This window comes from Chitinibacter bivalviorum, assembly GCF_013403565.1.
Lineage (GTDB): Bacteria > Pseudomonadota > Gammaproteobacteria > Burkholderiales > Chitinibacteraceae > Chitinibacter > Chitinibacter bivalviorum.
Window position 1 is genome coordinate 2,177,799 of record NZ_CP058627.1, and the last position, 23,648, is coordinate 2,201,446.

Genomic DNA, 23,648 nt, shown 5'->3' on the forward strand with positions numbered 1-23,648 from the left:
AAAGCAAAACGGGAATTCAGCCTGGAATTCCCGTCTCACCACCTTACTCTTTCGCTGGAGGTGGGATCAGCACTTCGCTGTAACCACACTCTTTTTGTGGGCAAACCTTTTCGGTGCCACGACGCTTAGTGACCTTAATCGTCATGATCGGCCATTTACACTGAGGGCAGGCCTCGGCCACAGGCGGATTCCACGTCGCATATTTGCAGTCTGGATAGGTATTGCACGAATAGAACATTTTGCCGTACCGGCTCTTACGTTCAATCAAGCTACCTTTATGACATTCGGGGCATTCAATCCCAGTATCTTTGGGTTTTTCCAGCGGCTCAATGTGCTTGCACTTCGGATAGTTTGAGCAGCCAATAAATTTGCCGTAACGCCCCACCTTGATGTGCAACGCTGATTCACATTTTGGGCAAGTGCGATCTGGCACTACTTCCGGCTCGATTGGTGCGGCATTTGGATCATCACCAATATTGCGGGTGTAATCACATTCTGGATACGAGCTACAGCTAATAAAGCGGCCACGACGCCCCAGACGAATCGATAGTTTATGTTTGCCACATTTCGGGCAATCTTCATCCATCGCTTCGTGCGTCACTTCAGCACGCGATAAAGCCTGCTTTTCCTCGCATTGCTTGTGGAATTTCTTCCAGAATTCATCCAGCACCGGCACCCATTCACGCGAACCGGTTGAAATTTCATCGAGTTTATCTTCAAGCTTAGCGGTGAAATTGTAATCAACGTATTGCGTGAAATGTTCAGTCAGGAATTTATTCACCACCTCGCCAGTATCGGTCGGCGTGAAGCGCTTTTTATCCAGAATGACGTATTCACGATCTTTCAGCGTGTAAATAATCGACGCATACGTAGAAGGACGGCCAATACCAAATTCTTCTAGCGACTTCACCAAGCTCGCCTCAGTAAAGCGCGGTGGAGGCTGCGTAAAGTGTTGCTCACCGAAGATTTTCTCAACCGGTAGCGCATCGCCTTCGGTCAAGACGGGCAGACGAGCTTCATCTTCATCGTCTTCCACATCATCGGCGTCTTCCTGATACACAGCGATAAAACCGGGGAATACCAAAGTCTGGCCCGTGGCACGGAACAGATTTTCTGGCGAACCTACTGCAATATCTACTGCCACCGTGTCGAATTTCGCTGGCGTCATCTGACACGACAAGGTGCGCTTCCAGATCATTTGATAGAGCTTAAATTGCTCTGGCGACAGGAAGGTTTTAACCGACTCAGGCGTGCGCAGAATCGACGTTGGGCGAATTGCCTCGTGCGCCTCTTGCGCGTTTTTGGCTTTGTTTTTGTAGGTGATCGGGGCGTTTGGCAAATAGTCTTTGTCAAAATTAGCCGAAATATAATCGCGAATCTCAGCCAGAGCATCGTTAGATAAGGCCACCGAGTCGGTACGCATATACGTGATCAAACCGACTGTTTCACCGCCGAGATTCACACCTTCATACAGCGATTGCGCCGTGCGCATCGCCCGATCAGTGGTAAAGCCCAGTTTACGCACCGATTCCTGTTGCAAGGTTGAAGTCGTAAATGGCGCAGTCGGGCTGCGAGATTTCTTTTTCTTCTCTACCGCATGAACAACCGCTTCTTTGCCTGCCAAGCCATTCAGAATTGTGGTTTGCTCAGCTTCATTGGGAATATCAAATTGATCGAGCTTTTTGCCTTGCCAGGTCGTGAGCTTAGCGGCGACCTTGCTGCGGCCTTTTTTCGTATCAAGATGGATAGTCCAATATTCTTGCGCATTAAACGCACGAATTTCGTTTTCACGCTCGCAAATCAGGCGTAAAGCAGGGCTTTGCACTCGACCTGCAGACAAACCCGTCCGCACTTTGCGCCACAACAGCGGCGACAAGTTAAAGCCCACCAAATAATCGAGCGCACTGCGCGCTTGCTGGGCATTCACCAAGTTAAAGTCGATATCGCGTGGATTAGCGACCGCATTTAAGACCGCGGACTCGGTGATTTCATGAAACACAACGCGCTTAAATATTTTTTCTGGCTTGATTAGTTTTTTAGCTTTCAAGATTTCCAGAATGTGCCAAGAAATGGCTTCACCTTCGCGGTCCGGATCGGATGCGAGGTAGACATTATCGGCTTGCTCAACCGCTTCGCAAATGGCATCAACGTGTTTCTTATTTTTATCGATGACCTGATACTTCATTTTGAAGTCATTTTCAGGATCAACCGAACCATTTTTACGGACTAAACCGCGCACGTGACCGTAGGAAGCCAAGATCTGAAAATCTTTGCCTAAGTATTTTTGCAGTGTCTTCGCCTTAGAAGGCGACTCTACGATTAAGAGATTTGCGGGCATGGTTCCCCGTTAATTGATAATTACACAGGTTTTAACAATCTTTGGTGTGATCGGCGATGCTTAATGTAATGCAGCACCGTCACGACCAAAGAGCAGGTCTTCGATCAGGAGATTAGACAGCGCATCGCGCTTATGCCAAATCACCATCAATACAATTAATTTTATTCTCTCGCAGGTGATTTCACCCTCAGGTTCACGCCACACGCGATCTAATACTAATTCACGCTCGCCAATAGTGAGCGTTTTAGTGGCATCTAGCGCAAAAATAAACTCTGCGGCTTCATCACTAAAGCGCTCTAACTCAATCGGCAACAGGCTACGATGAGCCAAATTTAATCCGTCCAAGGCACGATACGGCGCCGCATCGAGCTGTTTGAGCTCACCTAACCACGCCAAGGCATCGTGAATATCTTCACCCTCAAAACCCGCCAACGACAGTTTTTTAGCCAATTGGGAAACATCAGGCAGGCCATCTGCGTTGTAAAACTGCTCAAAAAGGTAAGCAAGCACTTCAAGCATAATCGGGTTTACACAGCCCTCGCTAACCTTTGATAACGATTACCAGGCAAGCAAGACAACTGTCCTTCTAATTCCAAACCTAACAGAATCGCGCACAGCGCCTCGCTAGTCAAGCCAGTTCTCTCGACCAGCAAGTCAAAATCAACGGGATCCCAACCCATTTCGCCCAATACTGGATGGCTATTGTCTTCTTGATCAACCTGCTCTTTTGATGATTTTTTTGCCAGCGCAGGCACTGAAAATAACGACAATGGCGCAGATAACTCATCGAAAATATCCGCCCCAGATTCGACCAATTTGGCACCATTTTTAATCAAATAATGGCAACCTTTGGCGACAGGGGAATGTATCGAGCCCGGAATAGCAAACACCTCTCGCCCAAGATCAACCGCCTGACGCGCGGTAATTAAAGATCCGCTCCCTAAAGCGGCCTCTACCACAAGACAACCTAATCCCAGCGCCGCAATAAGACGATTTCGCCGTGGAAAATGCTCAGCCTTGGGTGGCGAGCCAATGGCTAGCTCGGACAAAATCAAACCTGCAGCGGCAAGTTGATGCGCCAAGGGGCGATTGCTCGCAGGGTAGACGCGATCTAAACCCGTCCCCACGACGGCGATACTCGATCCACGCCCCAACAATCCGCCTTGGTGAGCTGCCGCATCAATCCCGCTTGCCAGACCACTGATAATCGTGACGCCCTGCTCGGATAAGTGCTTTGCAAATGCTTGAGCATTTTGTATGCCCTGCGCGGTGGCATGGCGGCTACCCACAATCCCGAGCGCAGGGCAATCCAGTAAGGTCAAATCGCCTTTTGCATACAATACGCACGGGGGATCGGGTAAATCGAGTAATTTTTTGGGGTATCGATCATCAGCCAAGGTCAGAATTGAATGACCTTCGGCATTGAGCCAATCAACCGTAGTATCGATAAGGGCTGAGTTTTCGACCTGTGCAGCATCGACAATTGCCCGCGCCACACCTGGTGGTACATAGAGGCTTAATTGATCATAAGGCGCAGCAAAAATAGCTACGGGCTCACCCAGAGCCCGTAATAACTGAATTTGCCCTCGTGGCCCCAAGCCATTAACTAGACTCAGGCGTAACCACGGGATCAATTCATTCACATCTAGCAAGACTTACTCCGCATTCGCCGCTTCAGCCTTGATTAAATCACCCACATTGACTGGCTGGGTGCTATCAAGCACTAGACCATACGATAGATTTGGGAAAACACGATAAATAAACAAATTCGCATTTTTGATTGGCGGCGTGAGCAAATCTGGTTCAGAGCGATCTTCTTTTGTAATGGCTCGTGGCGCTTTGTAGGTAAAGAAAACAGTACCAACATCGACGCCATCCAAAGCACCTTTATTGATCGCAACCGTCATCAATGAGCCAACGTCAACAACTTCACCATAGGTCGAGGCAACTTTGCCCGTAATCGCTTGTGCTGGTAAATGTGGCGCATAATTGAGGAACGTTTTTTCTGGTGCTTTGACCATTCGATCGCCAATTTGGATTTCGCGTACCACAGAGCGCACCTGCAGCGTCGTCACATCACCAACTTTGCTTACTCGAACATCACCCAAGTAATTTACTTGCATACCCAGCACTTCTTTCGGGTTGTCTGGGTTCATGATGTCTTTGCCTTGCCGGAATACCTGCCAAGTTTCACCTGACTCAGCTTCTGGCATATTCACGGCATAAATTTGATCGCCTTGCGTATAGAGCACGCGATTATCGGGGCCAGCAGCAATACGGGGCGCGGCTTTAAATGTTGCCGCGTCCATAATCATCGGCTTGTACAAGAAGGGCTCAATTGAAGAGAGCGCAATACTTGGCGTAGCATCGCCATCTAAACTACTGATCCGAACACGTGGGCTTAACTTGCCACTACCGCCACGCCCGTCAGCTTTTGCGTTTTTCAGCAGACGCAAACGTGGCTTACCGCCTGTGCGATCAAGTACAATCACATCACCAGGGTAAATCCAATGTGGATTTTTGATCTCTTCTTTATTGAGTTGCCAAATTTCTGGCCAGCGCCACGGTTGCTTCAAGAATTTACCGGAGATACCCCACAACGTATCGCCTTTGACCACCGTGTAACTATCAGGTGCATTTTCGGCGAGTTTGAGCTCGTCGGCCAAAGCGGAACCTGCCATAAAACCGGCAACCAAAAGAAAGGATATAATTGATTTACGCATAGTGTGAGCCCGTTCTTGCCGTGATCAATGGCAAGTGAATTATCAATTCGGATAGTGGTGTAAAAACTTAACCCCTATTCAAATATCTATATGATGAATTAAGCTTTAGCAATAATCTAACGATTCTGCATCACAAACTTTTGGTCTAGCAAGCAAAGATGACAATTCTTAATATTTTGCACTACCCCGATGAGCGCTTGCACACAGTTGCTCAACCGATCACCGAATTTGATGCGGCTTTACAACGCATGATCGATGATATGGCTGAAACCATGTACGCCGCGCCAGGTATTGGCCTGGCAGCCAGTCAGGTTAATTTCCACAAGCGTTTGGTTGTCATCGATATTTCGGAAGAAAAAAACGATTTATTGGTTTTGATTAATCCGCAGATTATAGCGATGGACGGTATAACCACCTATGAAGAAGGTTGCTTATCCGTACCTGGCATTTATGAAGAAGTCGAACGTGCCCAGCACATTAAGGTAAAAGCCCTTGATCGCAACGGCCAGCCTTTTGAGCTGGAAACCGATGGTTTGCTGGCAATTTGCATTCAGCACGAACTCGATCACCTCGATGGCAAGATATTTGTCGAAAAACTCTCGCGCCTCAAACTCACACGAATTCTGCAGAAGATCAAAAAACGCAAAGCGATGTAAAAACCACAAAGCCGCATTCAATGCGGCTTTAATCCTTTCAATTTGATCGACGCCCATGGCCACTATGAAAATTATTTTTGCCGGTACACCTGACTTTGCCGCGAGCGCATTACAAGCCCTGATCGACGCAGGCCACGAAATCGCCCTCGTTTTAACGCAACCCGATCGCCCAAGTGGGCGCGGCATGAAGCTCACGGCCTCTGCCGTCAAAGAAGTGGCGCTCGCGCATCAAATTCCCGTCTATCAACCTGAAAAACTTCGCACAGAAGAACAGCAAGCTCCTCTGCAGGGTATAGGCGCAGACGTTATGGTTGTTGCGGCCTATGGCATCATACTCCCGCAAGCTGTTCTCGACTTACCCCGCTTAGGCTGCCTGAATATTCACGCGTCCTTGCTCCCACGCTGGCGCGGTGCAGCCCCAATTCAGCGCGCGATTTTGGCGGGCGATGCGGAAACGGGCATCACGATTATGCAAATGGATGCCGGTCTCGACACGGGCGATATGCTCTCAATCCACCGCACGCCGATTTTGTCGACCGACAATGCAACGACTCTGCATGACAAGCTCGCCGAACAAGGCGCACAAGCGATTGTTGCGGCACTGAATGAATTGCCTGCTTTGCAAAATGCGCGCCAAGTTCAGCCGACCGAAGGTGTGACTTATGCCGACAAATTAAAAAAAGAAGAAGCACTAATCGACTGGAATGCGAGCGCCACCGAGCTTGATCGAATGATTCGTGCCTTTAACCCCTTCCCTAGCGCCCAAACCAGCTGGCAAGGCCAAGCGCTGAAAATTTGGCAAGCATCGCTGGGCGAGGGCGCAGGTCAGCCGGGGGAAATTTTGGCCATTGAAAAAGACGCCTTGATCGTTGCTTGCGGACAAGACGCTCTACGAATTGGCGAGCTACAAAAAGCGGGCGGTAAACGACTAGGTACGCAAGCTTTTTTAAGCGGTAATACCTTGGCGGTTGGTGAAATATTCGGCCAGTAATTCTGACGAATAAATCGCGTCGGCAATAGAGCCATCACCGCTCTCACTCAAGAAAAACACTAGGTATGGCCATAAAGCCATTGAAATAATTAATACTCAAAGCAATACCCATCACAAAGATTTAATTTGGAAGCGCCATGTTACTCACGCAAACCCTCGCCTGTGAAACCGTCCACGCGGTGTTATCAGGTCAAAATTTAACCGAAGCACTGAGTACCACTTGGCGCCAAAATCCAAATATCACACCGCAACAACGCGGCGCGGTGCAAGACATTGCCTACGGCACTTTACGACATTTAGGCTTGCTTGAAGCCATCCTCAATTTACTCGCCAGCAAACCGCTCAAAGAGCTGGAATTAAAAGTTCTGCTCCTAACTTGCCTGTATCAATTGCAATTTACCCGCGCTGGTGCGCACGCCATTGTTGACCATGCCGTCAATGTTGCAGCTCAAATTGGTCAAGGAAAAGGCAAGGGCTTGGTCAATGCGGTACTGCGCAATTTCCTGCGCCAGAAAGATGAATTGGTCGCCACCGCGCAAAAAAATGAACGCGCCAAGTTCAACCACCCTAAATGGTGGATGACCGAAATGAAAAACGCCTACCCCAAGCAATGGCAACAAATTTTGCAGGCCAATAATCAACATCCGCCCATGACCTTGCGCATTAACCGCCGACACAGCGATGCAGAACACTATTTGGCGTTTTTAGCAGAAAAAGGCATTGCCGCCCGTCAGCTTGGCACTTTTAGCATCCAATTAGAAAAAGCACAGCCAGTTGATGCGCTACCGCACTTTTTTGATGGCTGGGTATCGGTGCAAGACTGGGGCGCCCAAGCAGCGGCACATTTACTTGAGGTACAAGATGGGCAACGCGTTCTGGATGCGTGCGCGGCGCCAGGCGGGAAAAGCGGACATATCCTCGAGCTCGCCGACGTCCAGCTCACTGCGTTGGATGCCGATGCAGGACGGCTTAAACGCGTAGAAGACAATCTGGCTCGCCTGCAGCAAAACGCCCGCATCATTGCCGCCGACGCGAGCAATCCAGCAGACTGGTGGGATGGTAAACAGTTTGACCGCATCTTGGCCGATGTTCCCTGCTCAGCCACTGGCGTGGCGCGTCGCCACCCTGATATTAAGTGGCTGCGTCGGCCAGAAGACTTTGCTGAATTTGCGCGTCAACAAGAAAAAATGTTGGATGCGCTTTGGCCACTCGTAGCGTCAGGCGGCAAACTGCTGTACGCTACGTGCTCTGTGTTTCCGGCAGAAAATCACCTCTCTGCGCAAGCATTTGCAGAACGTCACCCCGATGCTCGTCGCGAAGCACTGAGCAATGAACATATTCCAGCCGACCTCGCTGAAGGCCAGCTATTACCGAATTCAGAGCATGATGGCTTCTATTACGCGCTGTTCAGCAAAATCGCTTAACTGTTTAAGCAACTTTTCACTCTGGCGTCTCATTGGCGCCAGTGTGTTATTTCTATTGGCCATGCAATGCTCGGCGGCGATTAAAAACCTCAAAGCCGAGGCCGAAGTTCTGCCGCCTCGCATTGAGTTGTTCGCCCGATTCAGCGTCGGACTCAATAGCGATTTGGATGAAGCGCTCAAAAATGGCCTGACCTTGCCATTTATCTATGAATTCAAACTGACCAAGCCGCGTGCTTACGCTTGGTATCGGCAAGTAGCCGATGGGTTTGGCTCCAATGCCCAGCTCACCCACCGCCTCAGCTATCAACCCCTGACCAAACAATATCGTGTCACCGCTGGTGGCGTCGTGCGACACTTTTCGAATCTGGAAGATGCGCTAACGGCGCTGGGCATTATTCGTAACTGGTCCGTCCTTGAAGGTAGCGATATCGCAGCAGATGATTTTGGCGGACGAATTCGCTTGCGACTCGACACCTCACAACTGCCCAAAGCCTATCAAGTCAGCACCATCGGCAACGAAAATTGGCAACTCGACTCGGGTTGGAATGACATTCAATTGCGCCGATTGACCGATTTGGAGATGCTGCAGTGAAGCGCTGGCTCCTCGTTATCGGCCTGTTAGCAACCGTTTTACTTTTCTTGCTGGCAACCGCCTCGGGTAACACGTCCCATTTTTCCAATTATTACGGCCTGGTTCTTGGCCTCAATATTGCGCTGCTAATCGGTATGGCAGTCTTGGTGGGGAGCCGACTCACTAGGCTGATTAAACGCGTTAAACGCAAGGTATTTGGTTCGCGGCTGACACTGCGCATGGTACTGATGTTTGCCTTGGTCGCCGTACTCCCCGGAGCTCTGGTTTACACCCTCTCCGTACAGTTCTTAAATCGCTCGATCGAGGCTTGGTTTGACGTCCGGGTCGATAATGCACTGGATCGAGGCCTCAATCTTGGCCGCAATGCCATTGATTTTCAACTCAATGAGTTGGAGCGCAAGGCCACCGTCATCGCGTGGGATGTACACGATAATAGCGCAAGTACCCTACTCCCGCGCCTTTCCAAACTCCGCGAGCAAACTGGTGTCCAAGAAGTCACGCTATTTGATGACAACAATCAGCTCTACGCCAATATCGGCAATGAAAATGCGGGGCTCATCCCGCAACTCCCCTCGCGCGAATTAATCCGAGCCGCGCTGCGCGGCAGCTACAAAGACATCGAAAAAACCCCCGATAGTGGCTTAATGATGCGCGTCATCGTGCCCATGCCTGATGCTTCGATCGGTAATCGAACGCGCCTACTGCAACTATTACAACCCGTCCCGGCTCAATTGGCCCAAGATGCCGAGCTAGTCGAGCAGGTGCGTAGCGATTACAAGCAACTCTCCCAGTCTAGGCAGGGGCTAAAGATTATCTATAGCCTGACACTCACGATAGCCTTAACCATTGCCTTGCTAGGTGCGCTAGCACTGGCCATTTATCTATCGGATAAGCTAGCCGCTCCGCTGTCGGTACTGGCCGCGGGGACGCGCGCCGTCGCGCAGGGCGATTTTACGCAGCAACACCCCGTCATTAGCCGCGACGAGCTGGGGATATTGACGCACTCCTTTAATCGAATGACGCGACAGCTGGCCGACGCACGCGACAAACTCGAAGAAAATCAGGCCGAACAAGCCGAGGCCAAGGCTTATGTTGAAGCCATTCTGGGTTCTCTATCCGCCGGGGTATTGTCGTTTGATGAAGAATGGATGTTGCAATCCGCCAATCAAAGCGCCTTGCGTATTCTTGGTTTAGATCCAACGCGCATCCATGGCGAGCCACTTTCGCGCTGGAACGAAGCCTATCCTGCCCTCACGGCTTTTGCCGCGCATACCATACACGGTTTTTTATCCGACGAAGAAGTATGGCAACGTCAGATTGATCTGGCCGATGAAAAACGAGTCTTGCTGGTTCGCGGCACTCGCTTGACGCAAATTATCAACGGATCAGAAGACCTGCACGGCTATGTACTGGTGTTTGACGATGTTACCGAGCTACTGTCGGCACAACGCGATGCAGCGTGGGGTGAAGTCGCTCGCCGTTTGGCGCACGAGATTAAAAATCCGCTGACACCGATACAACTATCTGCTGAACGGATGGAAATCAAACTGGCCGATAAGCTGGATCAGGCGGGCGCGGAGTTCTTAACCCGCAATACGCAAACCATCATTAAGCAGGTCGCGGCACTAAAGCAAATGGTCGATGCTTTCCGTGACTATGCGCGCAAACCATCCGGCAAAAAGAAACCGCTCGACTTTATGGCACTAGTCAAAGAAGTGCTGGTTTTATATGAAGCATCCCCCGTGATGCGCGACTTTAAAGTACACGACTCCTTGATGGTCAACGGCGATGCAACCCACTTGCGACAGGTGATTCACAACCTGTTACAGAACGCACAAGACGCAATTGCCGACGCGGAGCAAAAACAGATTTGCCTTATTCTCGAAAAAGACGAAAAATGGGCACGTCTTTATATCGAAGACAGCGGCAAAGGCTTTCCGCCCGATTTATTGCCTCGCGTTTTTGAGCCGTATGTCACATCAAAAACCAAAGGCACAGGTTTGGGCTTGGCCATCGTGAAAAAAATTATTGAAGAACATCACGGGCGAGTGCAGGTGGGCAATGCCACCGGCGCTTACGTTCGGATTGAGCTGCCGCTCTGGGAGGAAAAATTAAGTGGTTAATCAAGAAATTTTGATCGTTGACGATGAAGTTGGCATTCGCGAACTCTTATCCGAGATTTTATTAGACGAGGGGTATAGCGTTGCACTGGCTGAAAATGCTGAGGCTGCACGCAAATACCGTAACCAAGCAGAGCCAAAGCTCGTTCTGCTTGATATCTGGATGCCCGACACTGATGGCGTGACGCTGCTCAAAGAATGGGCGCGCAACGGCCAGCTCACCATGCCCGTGGTGATGATGTCAGGCCATGCGACCGTTGATACGGCGGTAGAAGCAACCCGTATCGGCGCACTCGACTTCCTCGAAAAGCCAATTGGCTTGCAAAAACTATTATCGGCAGTGAAACGTGCATTTGCCCAACCGGCCAATTCAGTAAAGCCGACGCAGGGCCTGCAGAGCCTCGGCAATAGCGCGGCAATCAATGCGCTGCGCGAGGCACTTGACCAAGTTGCAAGCCAGTCCCTGCCGCTTATTTTGACCGGAGAACCTGGCTCTGGCTTTGAAGCATGCGCACGCCACTTAACCAAGTCTGGCGGCGGCTTTGTTTCGCCAAGCTCGAATGAAGAGCTCGCCCTTCCTCCTCAAGACATGCTCAATCGCGCGGCTGGCGGCACGATTTTTGTACGCGACATTGCTTGGCTCGATCGCAAAGCCCAAGTCGGTCTGCTCAATATTTTGCCAAAACTGGAAAAGCAAAAAATCCGCTTGGTTACTGCGTCAACTCGCCCACTTGATCAGCTCAATGCGCTGATCGAGCCAGAATTGATGCGTCAGCTGACCCAGATTATTGTGCCGGTGCCTTCGCTACGCGATCATGCAGAAGACATTCCTTCGCTGGCCGAAGCGCTATTAGCACAAACCGTCACAGCCAATAAACTGGGCGCACGCCGCTTTTCAAAATCGGCGTTGCAATTGCTGAGTCAGCAAGACTGGCCTGGCAATATTGATCAATTGGCCAATGTGGTGAAAAGCCTGGCTCTGACTGGGCGTGACGGCGATATCGATATTCTGCCGGTCAGCCGACTCTTGGCGCAATTATCGCCCGAATCACAAGCTGCAACCGCAGAAATCCAGCAAGCCATGCCATTGCCACAGATTGATCTGGATTTGCCATTGCGCGAAGCGCGTGATCAGTTTGAGCGCTTTTATCTGGAACGCCAGATCGAGCTCTCGAACGGCAATATGAGTCGCGTAGCTGAACGTATCGGACTGGAGCGCACGCACTTGTACCGAAAATTGAAACAATTGGGGATTCAAATGCCCCGTAAATTACGCAACCTCGAAGAAGCGTAATTCAAGCCTAACGCCGACGAAGCCTCCCATCGTCGGCGTTATGTCTTCTGCACCAATCTTTGACAGCTGGAGTGTTAATGCCCAACATCCTGATCCTCGGCGCAGGCCGGGTTGGCACTTCGGTGGCCGAACAACTGGTTCATGAAAACTACAATGTCACGATTGTTGACGACAACCCGCATAATTTACAGCCCTTAGCCGACAAACTCGATCTGCGCACCCTCGTTGGCCACGCCGCCAACCCGCTTACCTTAGAAGCGGCTGGCGCAGCAGATGCCGATTTACTGCTGGCAGTCACACCGTCAGACGAGCTCAATATGGTCGCCTGCAAAATGGCGCATATGCTGTTTAATGTGCCTACTCGGCTCGGTCGAATCCGCGATCAGGATTTACTCGCCCGTAGCCAATTATTTACCACTGACGGCTTTGCGGTCGATCACGTTATTACGCCCGCGCAAATTGTGACTGATTTACTGGCTCGACTAGTGGCTACCCCTGAGGCCTTACAGGTGCTCGATTTTGGACATGGCCGCGCCAAAATGGTCGCAGTCCGCGTTGAAGCGGGTGCGCATATGGATGGCAAAGATCTCGCGACGCTCGCGCAATACCTCGATAAAATCGACTGTCGGGTGGTCTCAATTTACCGCAAAAACAAACGCATCCCGGCAGATGGCAGCACCACACTCACGGTTGGCGATGAGGTGTTTTTTCTCGCCGCCAGCAAGCATGTCCGCGCGGTCATTCAGGAGTTGCGTGCCAGCGAACGCGCGATTAAGCGCATTACCATTTGCGGCGGCGGCAACGTAGGCTATCGCCTAGCCAAAACGCTGGAAAATGACTACCAAATTAAAATTATCGAAGTCGACCGCGAACGCGCGCAATGGCTAGCAGAGCACCTCCCCAAATGCTTAATTTTGCGCGGCGAAGCTACCGATGAAAACTTGCTCGATAACGAACAAATTGATCGCTGCGATTTGTTTTTAGCGCTCACGTCAGATGACGAAGACAATATCATGTCGTCCTTGCTCGCCAAGCAAATGGGCGCGCGCAAAGTCGTCGCGATTATCAATCGCTCGCGCTACGTCGATTTATTGCAAGGCGGCAAAATCGATGTCGCCATTTCACCCGCCCAAGCGACTATCGGCTCCTTGCTGGCGCACGTGCGCCAAGGCGATATTGTCGCCGTTCACAGCTTGCGTCGCGGCGAAGCGGAAGCCATTGAATTGATCGCACATGGTGACAAAAACAATTCGCGCGTCATCGGTCGCAAAGTCGAAGAAATCAAGCTACCGCAAGGCGCCAATCTGGCGGCCATTATTCGCGGCGAACACGTCATCATGGCGCACCATGACACGGTGATCGAAAATGAAGACCATGTGATTGTCTTTATCGACAATAAGCGCCATATTCGCGAAATCGAGCACTTATTCGCCGTAAAAATCGGGTTTTTCTAAATGACACTGACGCAACGCCTCCTTCCTACCGTCAATGTGCTGGCCCGTGTTTCGGCGCTGTTCTCGCTCTCAATCATCGTTCCTATCGTCGTGGCTTGGTTTAACCAGGATGCGGGGCTTTGGCCTTTTATTCACGCCTTGGCGGGGCTATTGGTCGTGAGCATTGGCACGATTGCGCTCACACATCGTTATAAACGCGAAATGCGCTCACGCGATGGTTTTGTCTTGGTTGTGGGCGTTTGGAGCTTACTTCCCGCCGTCGCCGCCGTACCGCTACTGCTGTTTAATCCAGCGACCAGCTTTACCGATGCCTATTTTGAAACGATGTCGGCGCTGACCACGACGGGCGCAACCGTTTTTACCGGGCTCGATCATCTACCAGCCTCGATTAACCTTTGGCGCCATCTACTCAACTGGCTAGGGGGTATGGGTATCATCGTCTTGGCAGTAGCCATCCTTCCACTATTAGGAGTGGGGGGTATGCAGCTATTCAAAGCAGAAACGCCCGGCCCGATTAAAGACGCCAAGCTCACACCGCGCATCCACGAAACAGCCCGAAATTTGTGGCTGATCTACGCCGGGCTGACCTTGCTATGTGCCCTATTATTGAAATACGTCGGCAATATGTCATGGCTCGATGCCGTCTGCCATGCCTTTGCGGCGCTTTGTCTGGGTGGCTTCTCCACGCACGATGCGAGTGTAGGTTACTTTAATTCGCCGTTAATCGAAGGCATTTTGATTGTCTTTATGCTCTTGGCCGCCACTAATTTTGCGACGCATTATTTCGCGCTATCTGGCCGCAAGCTCTCGGTCTACCTCAAAGACAGCGAATTTAAAGCCATGCTGCTACTCGTTACTGGCAGCACACTGACCTTGGCAGGCTATTTGTACTGGCAGCAGACTTACCCTGAATACCTCACCGCCCTGCGCCACGTGGCATTTAATCTAGTGTCACTGGCCACCGATTGCGGCTTTGCCAGCGTCGATTTTGGCGCATGGCCCATTTTTGTACCGCTGGTGATGCTATTTTTATCGTGTATTACCGCCTGTGCGGGCTCGACGGGCGGTGGGATTAAAATGATCCGCACCATTATTCAGGTGCGTGAAGTTGGCCGTCAGATGGTGACGCTGCTGCACCCTCAAGGCGTGCATCCATTGCGGGTCAATGGGCAAGTGATTCCCAACTCAGTGCTGTTCTCGGTGATGGGTTTTGTCTTTATCTACTTCGCCAGCATTGTCGGCCTGACCTTTATCCTACTGCTATCTGGGCTCGACTTTTTGACCAGTTTTTCCGCCGTGATTGCGTGTATCAATAATGCTGGCCCCGGCTTGGGCGAAGTGGGCCCGGCCAGTAATTTTGGCGGGCTGAACGATTTTCAGACTTGGGTTTGCAGCTTTACGATGCTGTTGGGCCGATTGGAAGTCTTCTCGGTGCTCATCCTGTTTACCCGCACCTTCTGGAAAAACTAATACGTATTGCCCTGTAGACAGCGTAAATAATTACCTACAGGGCCATACTCACCCCTCCTACTTCCCTAATATTCAAACCACAGCCCAAATTGTAAGCTAGGGTCTGTTGATTTTTGGTTCAGGTCAAAATCAGCATTAACGCGATCTGCCACAACCAAGCTTCATCTGCCCCTGATTATGGATACCTTTTTTACCGGCTTTTTACTGTCGATCTCGCTGTGCCTCGACATTGGCATCGTGAATGTCGCGATGATAGACGTTACCCTGAAATACGGCCGTAAAGCCGCGCTCTGGCTCGGCGTCGGCTCATGCTTTGGCGATTTGGTGTATGCCGTGCTGGCTTTGGCTGGAATGAGCTTTTTGCTGCAGTTTGTTTGGGTGCAGTGGCTGACCTGGCTTGGCGGCGGCTCTTTGCTACTCTGGCTCGCGTACAAAATGGCACGCGAAGCTTGGCAAGACGCTAGTCGCCCTGACACGGCTCATCCCGAGCTACCGAGCCGGCGTCATTTATTTGGCCGTGGGCTGACTTTGGCGATGGCCTCACCTTCATCCATCCTGTGGTTTGCCGCGGTGGGGGGCACTTTGATTGCCCAAGCCACCGATGGCACCTGGCTCAGTACGGCCGACTTTCTGCTGGGATTTTTCATTGGCGGCGTAGCTTGGACCACTTTTATCATCCTCGCGGCGCATCATGGCGGCAAGACACTCGGCTCGCGTTTTAAGCAAGGCTGCCACGTCGCCTCGGCGCTGCTCTACCTGTATTTTGCCGCGCTAGTGATTCGCAACGGCTATGTTGCACTGCTCAACTAGCACCCAAATGCGGACATAAAAAACCTCGCCAAGGCGAGGTTTTTTATGTGGTGAAAAATCAATCCGCCAGCTCGGTTTTGCTACGGCCACTGTTTTTGGCGCGATACAGCGCTTCATCTGCACGCAAGACCATGGCGCGGCCATTTTCATCGTCGCGCAATTGCGCGATACCGGCTGAAAATTTCACTTCAATACGTTGTGCATGATGCATATACGGCGTGCGGCCCGTCACCAAACGCAAGCGATCGATCACATACGCAGCGCCTTTGCTGTCTGTATCGACCAGCAAAATCAAAAACTCCTCTCCGCCATAGCGCACCAGAATATCCGACTCACGCAATACCGCCTTGGTCAGATTGGCCATATGCACCAAGACCTGATCACCAACCAGATGTGTAAAGCGATCATTGATGGATTTAAATTCGTCCAGATCGATCAGCACCGCCGTTAAGCGCGCATCATTGCGCTGCGCGCGTTTCACTTCACGCATCAGCAAATGATCCAGCCCTTGGCGATTGAGCGCGCCGGTCAGCGCGTCTTGCTCGAGCACTTTGCGGTTAAAGGCGAGATCTTCTTCGATATGGCGGATAGAGTCGCGAATCGTTTGCAAATCTGAATGTGACGTAGTGACCGTCGAATGTACATTGTGCGTGGTATTGATCACCACATTGAGCAAATCTTCCAGGCTGGCGTGCGTTTCTTCAGGGCTCGCTGCTTGCGAAACATGCGCTTCGCGTACTGCGTGCAAATTGCCGAGGCTCTCTTGCATCACCGTGGTTGAGCCAGACAAATTTGTCATCAAGCCATCGGTCACTTCGCCCATGTCATGTGCGGCATCGTCCAATTTATACAGCACCTGCCAAGCAAGCTGCATCTCGGTCGCCGTTTTGCTTTCTGGCGCTTTGATCGTCACGATGGCATTGTAAAACTGGGCGTAATTTTCGGGTGTTGGCGCCAAACCGCGCTCGGACAATCGTTTTAATGCAATGCGTGCAATTTCAACCGGATTAACCGGTGTTGCTGGGTTCATCTTGGACTACCTGAGTAAACGCTTATATTTAGCAGTCAATTGTAAGTGCTAGCGCAGACTGCGCCAAGCAAGTTCGCTACAATGATGCACGTTTTTATTCAATATCAATATTGCCGATTGCGCCAAGCTAGGCGGGCACTCGGCAGCTGGAAACAATATGCATATTCACATTTTGGGTATTTGCGGCACGTTCATGGGCGGCATTGCGGCACTCGCACGCGAAGCGGGTCATCAGGTCACGGGCTGCGATGCCAATGTGTATCCACCGATGTCGACCCAGCTCGAAAATCTGGGCATTGAATTGATCGAAGGCTTTGGCGCCGAGCAACTCGAACAATTGCCGAGCAAGCCCGATCTATTTGTGATTGGCAATGTGGTAAAGCGGGGTATGCCGCTAATGGAGGCGATTCTCAACGCTGGGTTGCCCTATACCTCTGGCCCACAATGGCTGGGTGAGCATTTGCTGCGCGATAAATGGGTGCTGGCTGTGGCCGGTACTCACGGCAAAACCACCACAACGTCGATGCTGGCCTGGATACTGGAAGACGCCGGTTTAGCACCCGGTTTTCTGGTCGGCGGCATTCCGGAAAACTTCGGTGTTTCCGCCCGCGCACCAGGCACACCACGCCAAGATGCCGCCAGCACGTCGCCGTTTTTTGTCATTGAAGCGGATGAATACGACACCGCATTTTTCGACAAACGCAGCAAATTTGTTCACTACCGCCCGCGCACGGCCATTTTGAACAACCTTGAATTCGATCACGCCGACATTTTTGCCGATCTAGCCGCGATCGAAACGCAGTTTCACCATCTCGTTCGCACTATCCCAGGCCAAGGCCGTGTAATTGTGAATGGCAAGGAAGACAGTCTACAACGCGTCCTCGAGCGTGGCTGCTGGTCGGAAGTTGAACACTTTGCCAAGCAGACCGGGGCAGATGGCTGGACTTTGGGTGAGATTTATAGCGACGGTTTTGATGTGCTTTTTAATGGCGAACTGCAAGGCCGTTTGGTCTGGAACTTGATGGGCGAGCACAATGCGCACAATGCGCTCGCCGCGATTGCCGCTGCACGTCATGTCGGCGTCACGCCGCAAGTGGCGATCGAGGCCTTAGGCCGTTTTGAAAACGTCAAACGTCGCATGGAAATCAAAGGCGTCGTCAATGACATCACCGTCTACGACGATTTTGCCCACCACCCAACCGCCATCACCACCACAGTTGCGGGCCTGCGCGCCAAAGTGGGCAAACAGCGCATTTTGGCCGTGCTTGAACCGCGCTCGAACACGATGAAACTGGGCACAATGAAGGCTGCGCTACCCGCCAGCTTAGCCGAAGCCGATCGCGTATTTTGCTATGGTGCCAATTTAGGCTGGGACACCGCCGAGGCACTCGCGCCTTTGGGCGACAAAGCCCAAAGCTTTACCGATTTGGATACTTTGATCGCAGCCATCGTGGTCGAAGCGCAATCAGGCGATCAGATTCTGGTGATGAGCAACGGCGGATTTGGCGGGATTCACGGCAAAATTCTTGCCGCACTTGCCTAGGGTATTGCCTTGAAGGCATTGATTTAAAATACTTTTAGACAGATACCCACAAAAAAGCCCGCAGTTGCGGGCTTTTTTCTTCCTTCGGCTGACCGCTTAGGCGTAGTAGCGTTTAGAAAACTCCAACATCCGCTCGATTGGCAAGCGCGCCGCATCCATATCAGCAGGCGTTAGGTAATCAATCACGGTACCTTGACCTGCTTGCGCGCGTTTGACCGCTTCGATGGTATTCATTTTCATGTATGGGCACGAATTACACTGGCAACCTGCGTAGATCGGCGCTTGCTCGATATTCAAATCTGGGCGAGCCAGACGCATATTGTACAAAATGCCGTCTTCAGTCGCGACGAAGATCGCGGCATCAGGCTCTTTGTCGAACGACTTAATCCAGTTCAGCATGCCCGAAGTCGAGCCAACATAATCGGCTTGCTGCAACACAGGCAGCGGGCTTTCAGGGTGAGCGATCAGGTATTTGGCCGTTTTCACTGCGGCAAACGCTTCATCAAGTGCCGCTTGATTGAATTTATCATGTACTTCACACACCGCTGACCACAGCGGCATATCGTAGCCGTGTTGGAAGTTCAAATACGCGCCCATATTGCGATCGGGCGAGAAGATTACTTTTTTACCGTCGGCGTACAGGTGAGCAATGATGTCGTCCACATTGCGGCTGGTCACAATCCAGTCGCTCAAGGCTTTGTGCTCGGCCGAGCTATTGATGTAGGACACGTGCACATGATCGGGATAAGACTCACGCCATGCCTTGAGCGCAGCCACATCGGTTTGCGTCACCAGCGAACAGGTCGAACCCGCATCCGGCAAAATCACGGTCGCATTCGGATTCAAAATCTTGGCGGTTTCAGCCATAAAGCGTACACCAGCAAACACGATGATGTCGGCATCCGCATCACGCGCAAACAGGGAAAGCTCAAGGCTATCGCCCACCTTATCGGCCATTTGCTGGATTTCGGGCTGGGTGTAATAGTGGGCAAGCGTCACAACGCGTGGCATAGGGCTATCCTCGATCAGACTAGTAAAGGCGATCTGCGTGGGCCGGCACCGACTTGATCGGGTGCAAAATTGCAGCGCACAACGCACATCGAAATCATAGGCTCGAATCTTATCACGCCCCCGCCCTGCAACTCAGCATCAAAAACGGCATTTTTAATTAAAAAATCAATCTTTAACAAAAAAGTCGTGCAGTGGCGCTTGACAGCCTGCCGCCCCTTAGCCATAATTGCGCTCCTCTGCAAATCACATCGAAATGCAGAAACGTGATGCGGGATTAGCTCAGTTGGTAGAGCGATACCTTGCCAAGGTATAGGTCGAGAGTTCGAGCCTCTTATCCCGCTCCATCACACATTGGCGTAGTACATAGCATCACAGCAGTTTGCGATGCGGGATTAGCTCAGTTGGTAGAGCGATACCTTGCCAAGGTATAGGTCGAGAGTTCGAGCCTCTTATCCCGCTCCATCACACATTGGCGTAGTACATAGCATCACAGCAGTTTGCGATGCGGGATTAGCTCAGTTGGTAGAGCGATACCTTGCCAAGGTATAGGTCGAGAGTTCGAGCCTCTTATCCCGCTCCATTAATTAAAATGCTTGCAACACCCCTGCGGGATTAGCTCAGTTGGTAGAGCGATACCTTGCCAAGGTATAGGTCGAGAGTTCGAGCCTCTTATCCCGCTCCAAATATTTCTAAGAAAGTAGTATTGATACTTTCTTTACCCCTTAAGGCGGGGTAGCAAAATGGTTATGCCGCGGATTGCAAATCCGTTTACGCCGGTTCGATTCCGGCCTCCGCCTCCAGCATTAAAGCCCAGCCAAGCTGGGCTTTTTTGTAGAGTAAGACTAGCAAGACATGCGAAAGACTGTTAATATTCGCACCCTGTGCTCGGATGGTGAAATAGGTAGACACAAGAGACTTAAAATCTCTCGCCGCAAGGTGTGCCGGTTCGATTCCGGCTCCGAGCACCATTACTAAGTTTTAAGCAGTACTAAGCAGCACTACAAACCCGCATCAAGCCTAGCTTTGCGGGTTTTTTGTTGCCCTAAACAATCCTAACTCATCCTAATCAAGACAATCTTTTTGTACCCCTTCTTGCACCCCTGCGATACGATACAGGGGTACATAGCGTTTAGAGGGGTACATCATGCCAAAGAAAGTAGCCGCCAATCAGCTTGAGCATTTGCAGCTCGTCAATGCAAAACCAAGCGAAAAAGAAACCTATCTCAACGATGGGGCTGGCCTTTGGGTGGTGATTCACGCCGATGGCGCAAAGCGTTTTCAGTATCAATTTTCAGTACTCGGTAAGCGCGGCAAAATGTGGCTGGGCTACTTCCCCGCAATCAGTCTGGCCGAGGCTCGCCAGTTGCGCGACGAACATGCGGCCATTGTCAAACAAGGCCAAGACCCGCGCATCGCTCGCAAGATTGAGAAAATCACCCAAGCAGCCACAGCAGCAACCACCTTTGAAGCCGTGGCGCGTGAATGGCATACCAAGAAGCTCAATAGCTGGAGCGAAGATCACGGCAAGAAGATCATGGAGTCTTTAGTAGCAGACGCCTTCCCGATCTTGGGCAATATGCCAATCGCTGACATCAATTCGCCGCTAGTGCTGATGACCATCAAGAAGATTGAGGCGCGTGGCGCTGTTGAAACAGCACAGCGGATATTGCAGCGCATTGGTGCTGTCATGCGCTACGCCATGCAGACAGGCCGCACACTAACCGACCCGACATATAAGCTGGCAGAAACACTCACCGCGCCAAAAGTGGTGCACCGCCCTGCCATGCCGCGCAAAGAGCTACCCGAATACTACCGACGACTAGCCGCCGAGCCATTGCACCCGCTAACCAAGAACGCCTTGGAATTGCTGGCCTATACCTTTGTTCGACCAGGTGAATTACGCGGGGCCAAGTGGGAAGAGTTTGATTTTGAGGAGGCAGAATGGCGTATACCTGCCGAACGCATGAAGATGCGAGCGCCGCATATCGTGCCGCTATCACGTCAAGCTCTGGCCGTGCTCGATGCATTGCGCCCCCACTCCAAAAGAAGTGCCTTTGTATTTCCTGCCCAGACTGATCACGAGAAACCCATGAGCGAAAACACTATGGGCTACGCCTTGGGGCGGATGGGCTACAAGGATATTCACTGCCCACACGGCTTCCGCTCGCTGGCCTCTACGGTGCTGAACGAAGAAGGCTTTGACGCTGATGTAATCGAACGCCAATTAGCTCACGCCGAAAAAAACAAAGTACGTGCTGCATATCACCGCGCCCAATACCTGAAAGAGCGCCGAGCATTAATGCAGTGGTGGGCTGATTATCTGGACAGTAAAAAACCCGGGGTAAATGTCGTGCCGTTGAATTTGAATAAAGTCGCATAAGTCAGTTTTTATCCCAATACCTTGGGTAGTAAAAAAGGGCGTATTTCATCCAAAAACCAATTTAAAGATTTTTTTAAGGTAGTAAGTACAAACGGGGTAATTTTCAGCACTTTGGTGTGCGTTTCGCTCTCTACCCTGAAAAATAGCCTTTTTAGCTCTACTCCTCTACAACCCGCATGGATGCTGGGTTTCGAGGTAGAGGATAGAAAATTGAAATCTGTGGATAACTAGACAAACTCTACTCGTAAACCCGCGTGGTTATTGGGCTGTAGAGGAGTAGAGGATAAAAAAGTAATTTTAAGCGTTTGCCGCGCCTAGATCGGCCAATCGAAAACGGGTAACCCTGACCCGCTGGCGCTGGCAATCAATACAGGGATTACGCCTAGGGGGCGTTATGAGTATTGCTAAAAAACATGCTGAGCAGACGAATAAATTTATATGCATGAGGGATTTAATCGTAGGACTGCAAAGAGGCTCAGAGGATGCAGTATCCCCTGAGCAAGTAGCCCAAGTCCTAATTCAGTACCTTGAAACAGATAAAAGCATGCCGACAATAGCAAAGAAAATTGATTGGCATGACATTGATCACACCAATCCCGCTGGGATATCAAAAGCCCGCGAGTATCTTTCAAGCGTTGCTAAACACAACACTGTGGACAGCATTCTTCACAACGAAAAAAATCAATATGGCACGGACTTCGGCTTTCTGACTGATGAAATTATTAAGTTCTTAGAAGAACAGGACATCGCATATATCCCAGCCAAAATTAAACCATTCAAGGCCGTTGCCGAACTCACCCAGCAGGAAACCATAGACCATGAATGGATTCCTGCTCACGTAAAGAGTATGCGTGTTCTCACTGCTACGCAGGCCGCATTGGCATGGGCAGGAATCGACCCAATGCAAGTATCAACTCTTCAAAAGGCTGAACATGAAAACTGGACGGGCTGGGAGGAAGCCAAGGCACGCAAAGCCGCAATCCTTCAAGGTTTAGCATTTGGCGAACTTCAGGCCATATCAGCCAAGGTTTTTATTGTTCGCAACAGCTTTGGTGACGGCGACGAAGAAGCAATTAACCCTGCAGAGATAAGTCCTGCCCATTTAGATCAGCTATATGAGGCCACTTTCAAAACCGGCGATATACTCAAATGGCTAGAAACCTCTCACGAACATCACAGCCCCCACACCCAAACAAGTACGCAGCAAGCGAACACAATTCGCGGAGACACGTTTGGCAAACTAGCTGCTGCAATTGCAGCATTCCCAGATAAATACCCTAATTACCAATCAAACGCGCCACAATCCAAGGCCATTGGAGCGTGGCTTGTCGAAAGTTTTTCGTGCGGGAATATGGGTAAAAATAACCAACTTCCAAGAGAGGCAATTGTTTTTTGCTCGATAATCAAAGAACATTTCGACCTTAAATAAAGAGTGTGACACTCCATGACAGCCCTGATTTTTCAGGGCTTTTTCATTTTCTGCCGCACAAAAATAGACAGTACATAGCAAAAGACTGACAGCAAATAATGCTGGCTGACAGTTTTCAGCCCCTGCCAATCTAGCACCGTTACTAACACGTACTAAGCGGTGCAAACATGTCAGATTCATTTATCCGTATGCCGACGCTGTCCGAGATCATCGGGCTGTCTAAAAATGCGATTTACGACCGCATGAACCCCAAAAGCCCCCGCTACGATGCCAGCTTTCCTAAGCCGGTCAAGCTTGGCTCGCACTCGATTGCGTTTCTAGAGTCCGAGGTCAAAGCGTGGATGGATGAGCGCATATCAGAACGCCAAGCGGCATAAGGGGGG

The 23,648-nt window shown here is 50.9% G+C and carries 19 protein-coding genes and 6 tRNA genes; 19 read left to right on the top strand and 6 right to left on the bottom strand.

Translation table 11 applies throughout. The annotated features are described in order from the left end of the window. Window positions 1-43: 43 nt before the first annotated feature. From topA to HQ393_RS10275, 4 genes are read right to left on the bottom strand one after another with little or no spacing between them, the layout of a single operon-like run. Window positions 44-2,338, bottom strand: a complete 2,295-nt coding sequence (gene topA, locus HQ393_RS10260; RefSeq protein ID WP_179355105.1) for a type I DNA topoisomerase — start codon at window positions 2,336-2,338, stop codon at window positions 44-46. A gap of 60 nt (window positions 2,339-2,398) precedes the next feature. Continuing rightward, window positions 2,399-2,857 carry a DUF494 family protein gene (locus tag HQ393_RS10265; protein WP_179355106.1) on the bottom strand — a complete coding sequence of 153 codons (459 nt, stop codon included), beginning with the start codon at window positions 2,855-2,857 and terminating at the stop codon, window positions 2,399-2,401. 8 nt (window positions 2,858-2,865) lie between these two features. Then, complete coding sequence (dprA, locus tag HQ393_RS10270; RefSeq protein WP_246308007.1) at window positions 2,866-3,981, bottom strand: DNA-processing protein DprA; 1,116 nt, start codon at window positions 3,979-3,981, stop codon at window positions 2,866-2,868. Between the two features lie 12 nt (window positions 3,982-3,993). Further along, complete coding sequence (locus tag HQ393_RS10275; protein ID WP_179355108.1) at window positions 3,994-5,019, bottom strand: LysM peptidoglycan-binding domain-containing protein; 1,026 nt, start codon at window positions 5,017-5,019, stop codon at window positions 3,994-3,996. 200 nt (window positions 5,020-5,219) lie between these two features. Between HQ393_RS10275 and def the strand changes: the two genes are divergently transcribed. The 9 genes from def to HQ393_RS10320 all read left to right on the top strand — a co-directional run bounded on the left by def (window position 5,220) and on the right by HQ393_RS10320 (window position 15,872). Then, window positions 5,220-5,717 carry a peptide deformylase gene (gene def, locus HQ393_RS10280; protein ID WP_179355109.1) on the top strand — a complete coding sequence of 166 codons (498 nt, stop codon included), beginning with the start codon at window positions 5,220-5,222 and terminating at the stop codon, window positions 5,715-5,717. 64 nt (window positions 5,718-5,781) lie between these two features. After that, window positions 5,782-6,708: a methionyl-tRNA formyltransferase gene (gene fmt / locus HQ393_RS10285; protein WP_179358474.1), complete on the top strand. Its 927-nt coding sequence runs from the start codon at window positions 5,782-5,784 to the stop codon at window positions 6,706-6,708. A 137-nt stretch (window positions 6,709-6,845) separates the two neighbouring features. After that, the gene (gene rsmB, locus HQ393_RS10290) at window positions 6,846-8,132 is read left to right on the top strand and encodes a 16S rRNA (cytosine(967)-C(5))-methyltransferase RsmB (protein ID WP_179355110.1); all 1,287 of its coding nucleotides are present in this window, start codon (window positions 6,846-6,848) and stop codon (window positions 8,130-8,132) included. A 43-nt stretch (window positions 8,133-8,175) separates the two neighbouring features. Further along, window positions 8,176-8,724 carry a DUF4390 domain-containing protein gene (locus HQ393_RS10295; protein WP_179355111.1) on the top strand — a complete coding sequence of 183 codons (549 nt, stop codon included), beginning with the start codon at window positions 8,176-8,178 and terminating at the stop codon, window positions 8,722-8,724. Then, entirely contained in the window at window positions 8,721-10,847 is a 2,127-nt protein-coding gene (locus HQ393_RS10300) for a sensor histidine kinase (RefSeq protein WP_179355112.1), read from the top strand. The genes HQ393_RS10295 and HQ393_RS10300 overlap by 4 nt, the downstream gene beginning before the upstream one ends. After that, a complete protein-coding gene (locus HQ393_RS10305; RefSeq protein ID WP_179355113.1) occupies window positions 10,840-12,138 on the top strand; it encodes a sigma-54-dependent transcriptional regulator in 1,299 nt (432 codons plus the stop codon). Before HQ393_RS10300 ends, HQ393_RS10305 begins: the two co-directional genes overlap by 8 nt. 77 nt (window positions 12,139-12,215) lie before the next feature. Continuing rightward, on the top strand, window positions 12,216-13,592 hold the full coding sequence (gene trkA, locus HQ393_RS10310) for a Trk system potassium transporter TrkA (RefSeq protein ID WP_179355114.1): 1,377 nt from the start codon (window positions 12,216-12,218) through the stop codon (window positions 13,590-13,592). After that, window positions 13,593-15,062 (top strand): TrkH family potassium uptake protein, encoded by a 1,470-nt coding sequence (locus HQ393_RS10315; RefSeq protein WP_179355115.1) that lies wholly within the window; start codon window positions 13,593-13,595, stop codon window positions 15,060-15,062. A gap of 177 nt (window positions 15,063-15,239) precedes the next feature. Beyond that, window positions 15,240-15,872 carry a LysE family translocator gene (locus HQ393_RS10320; RefSeq protein ID WP_179355116.1) on the top strand — a complete coding sequence of 211 codons (633 nt, stop codon included), beginning with the start codon at window positions 15,240-15,242 and terminating at the stop codon, window positions 15,870-15,872. Between the two features lie 58 nt (window positions 15,873-15,930). Here the strand turns inward: HQ393_RS10320 and HQ393_RS10325 are convergent, their stop codons facing one another. Next, complete coding sequence (locus HQ393_RS10325; RefSeq protein ID WP_179355117.1) at window positions 15,931-16,902, bottom strand: GGDEF domain-containing protein; 972 nt, start codon at window positions 16,900-16,902, stop codon at window positions 15,931-15,933. 157 nt (window positions 16,903-17,059) lie between these two features. Here HQ393_RS10325 and mpl point away from each other — a divergent pair, with 157 nt between their 5' ends. Beyond that, window positions 17,060-18,445: a UDP-N-acetylmuramate:L-alanyl-gamma-D-glutamyl-meso-diaminopimelate ligase gene (gene mpl / locus HQ393_RS10330; protein ID WP_179355118.1), complete on the top strand. Its 1,386-nt coding sequence runs from the start codon at window positions 17,060-17,062 to the stop codon at window positions 18,443-18,445. 96 nt (window positions 18,446-18,541) lie between these two features. On the opposite strand, the gene nadA is transcribed toward mpl, so the two are convergent. After that, window positions 18,542-19,456 (bottom strand): quinolinate synthase NadA, encoded by a 915-nt coding sequence (gene nadA, locus HQ393_RS10335; RefSeq protein WP_179355119.1) that lies wholly within the window; start codon window positions 19,454-19,456, stop codon window positions 18,542-18,544. Between the two features lie 268 nt (window positions 19,457-19,724). On the opposite strand from nadA, the gene HQ393_RS10340 reads away from it, so the two are divergent. The 9 genes from HQ393_RS10340 (at window position 19,725) to HQ393_RS10380 (ending at window position 23,642) form a co-directional block, all read left to right on the top strand. Then, window positions 19,725-19,800 (top strand) — tRNA-Gly (locus HQ393_RS10340). 42 nt (window positions 19,801-19,842) lie between these two features. After that, a tRNA-Gly gene (locus tag HQ393_RS10345) sits at window positions 19,843-19,918 on the top strand. Between the two features lie 42 nt (window positions 19,919-19,960). Then, window positions 19,961-20,036, top strand: a tRNA-Gly gene (locus HQ393_RS10350). Between the two features lie 26 nt (window positions 20,037-20,062). After that, window positions 20,063-20,138 (top strand) — tRNA-Gly (locus HQ393_RS10355). Between the two features lie 44 nt (window positions 20,139-20,182). After that, window positions 20,183-20,256 (top strand) — tRNA-Cys (locus HQ393_RS10360). An 83-nt stretch (window positions 20,257-20,339) separates the two neighbouring features. Beyond that, window positions 20,340-20,424 (top strand) — tRNA-Leu (locus HQ393_RS10365). Window positions 20,425-20,600: 176 nt separating this feature from the next. Further along, a complete protein-coding gene (locus tag HQ393_RS10370; protein ID WP_179355120.1) occupies window positions 20,601-21,836 on the top strand; it encodes a tyrosine-type recombinase/integrase in 1,236 nt (411 codons plus the stop codon). A 394-nt stretch (window positions 21,837-22,230) separates the two neighbouring features. Next, window positions 22,231-23,265 carry a hypothetical protein gene (locus HQ393_RS10375; RefSeq protein ID WP_179355121.1) on the top strand — a complete coding sequence of 345 codons (1,035 nt, stop codon included), beginning with the start codon at window positions 22,231-22,233 and terminating at the stop codon, window positions 23,263-23,265. 167 nt (window positions 23,266-23,432) lie between these two features. Next, complete coding sequence (locus HQ393_RS10380) at window positions 23,433-23,642, top strand: helix-turn-helix transcriptional regulator (protein ID WP_179355122.1); 210 nt, start codon at window positions 23,433-23,435, stop codon at window positions 23,640-23,642. Window positions 23,643-23,648 lie beyond the last annotated feature (6 nt).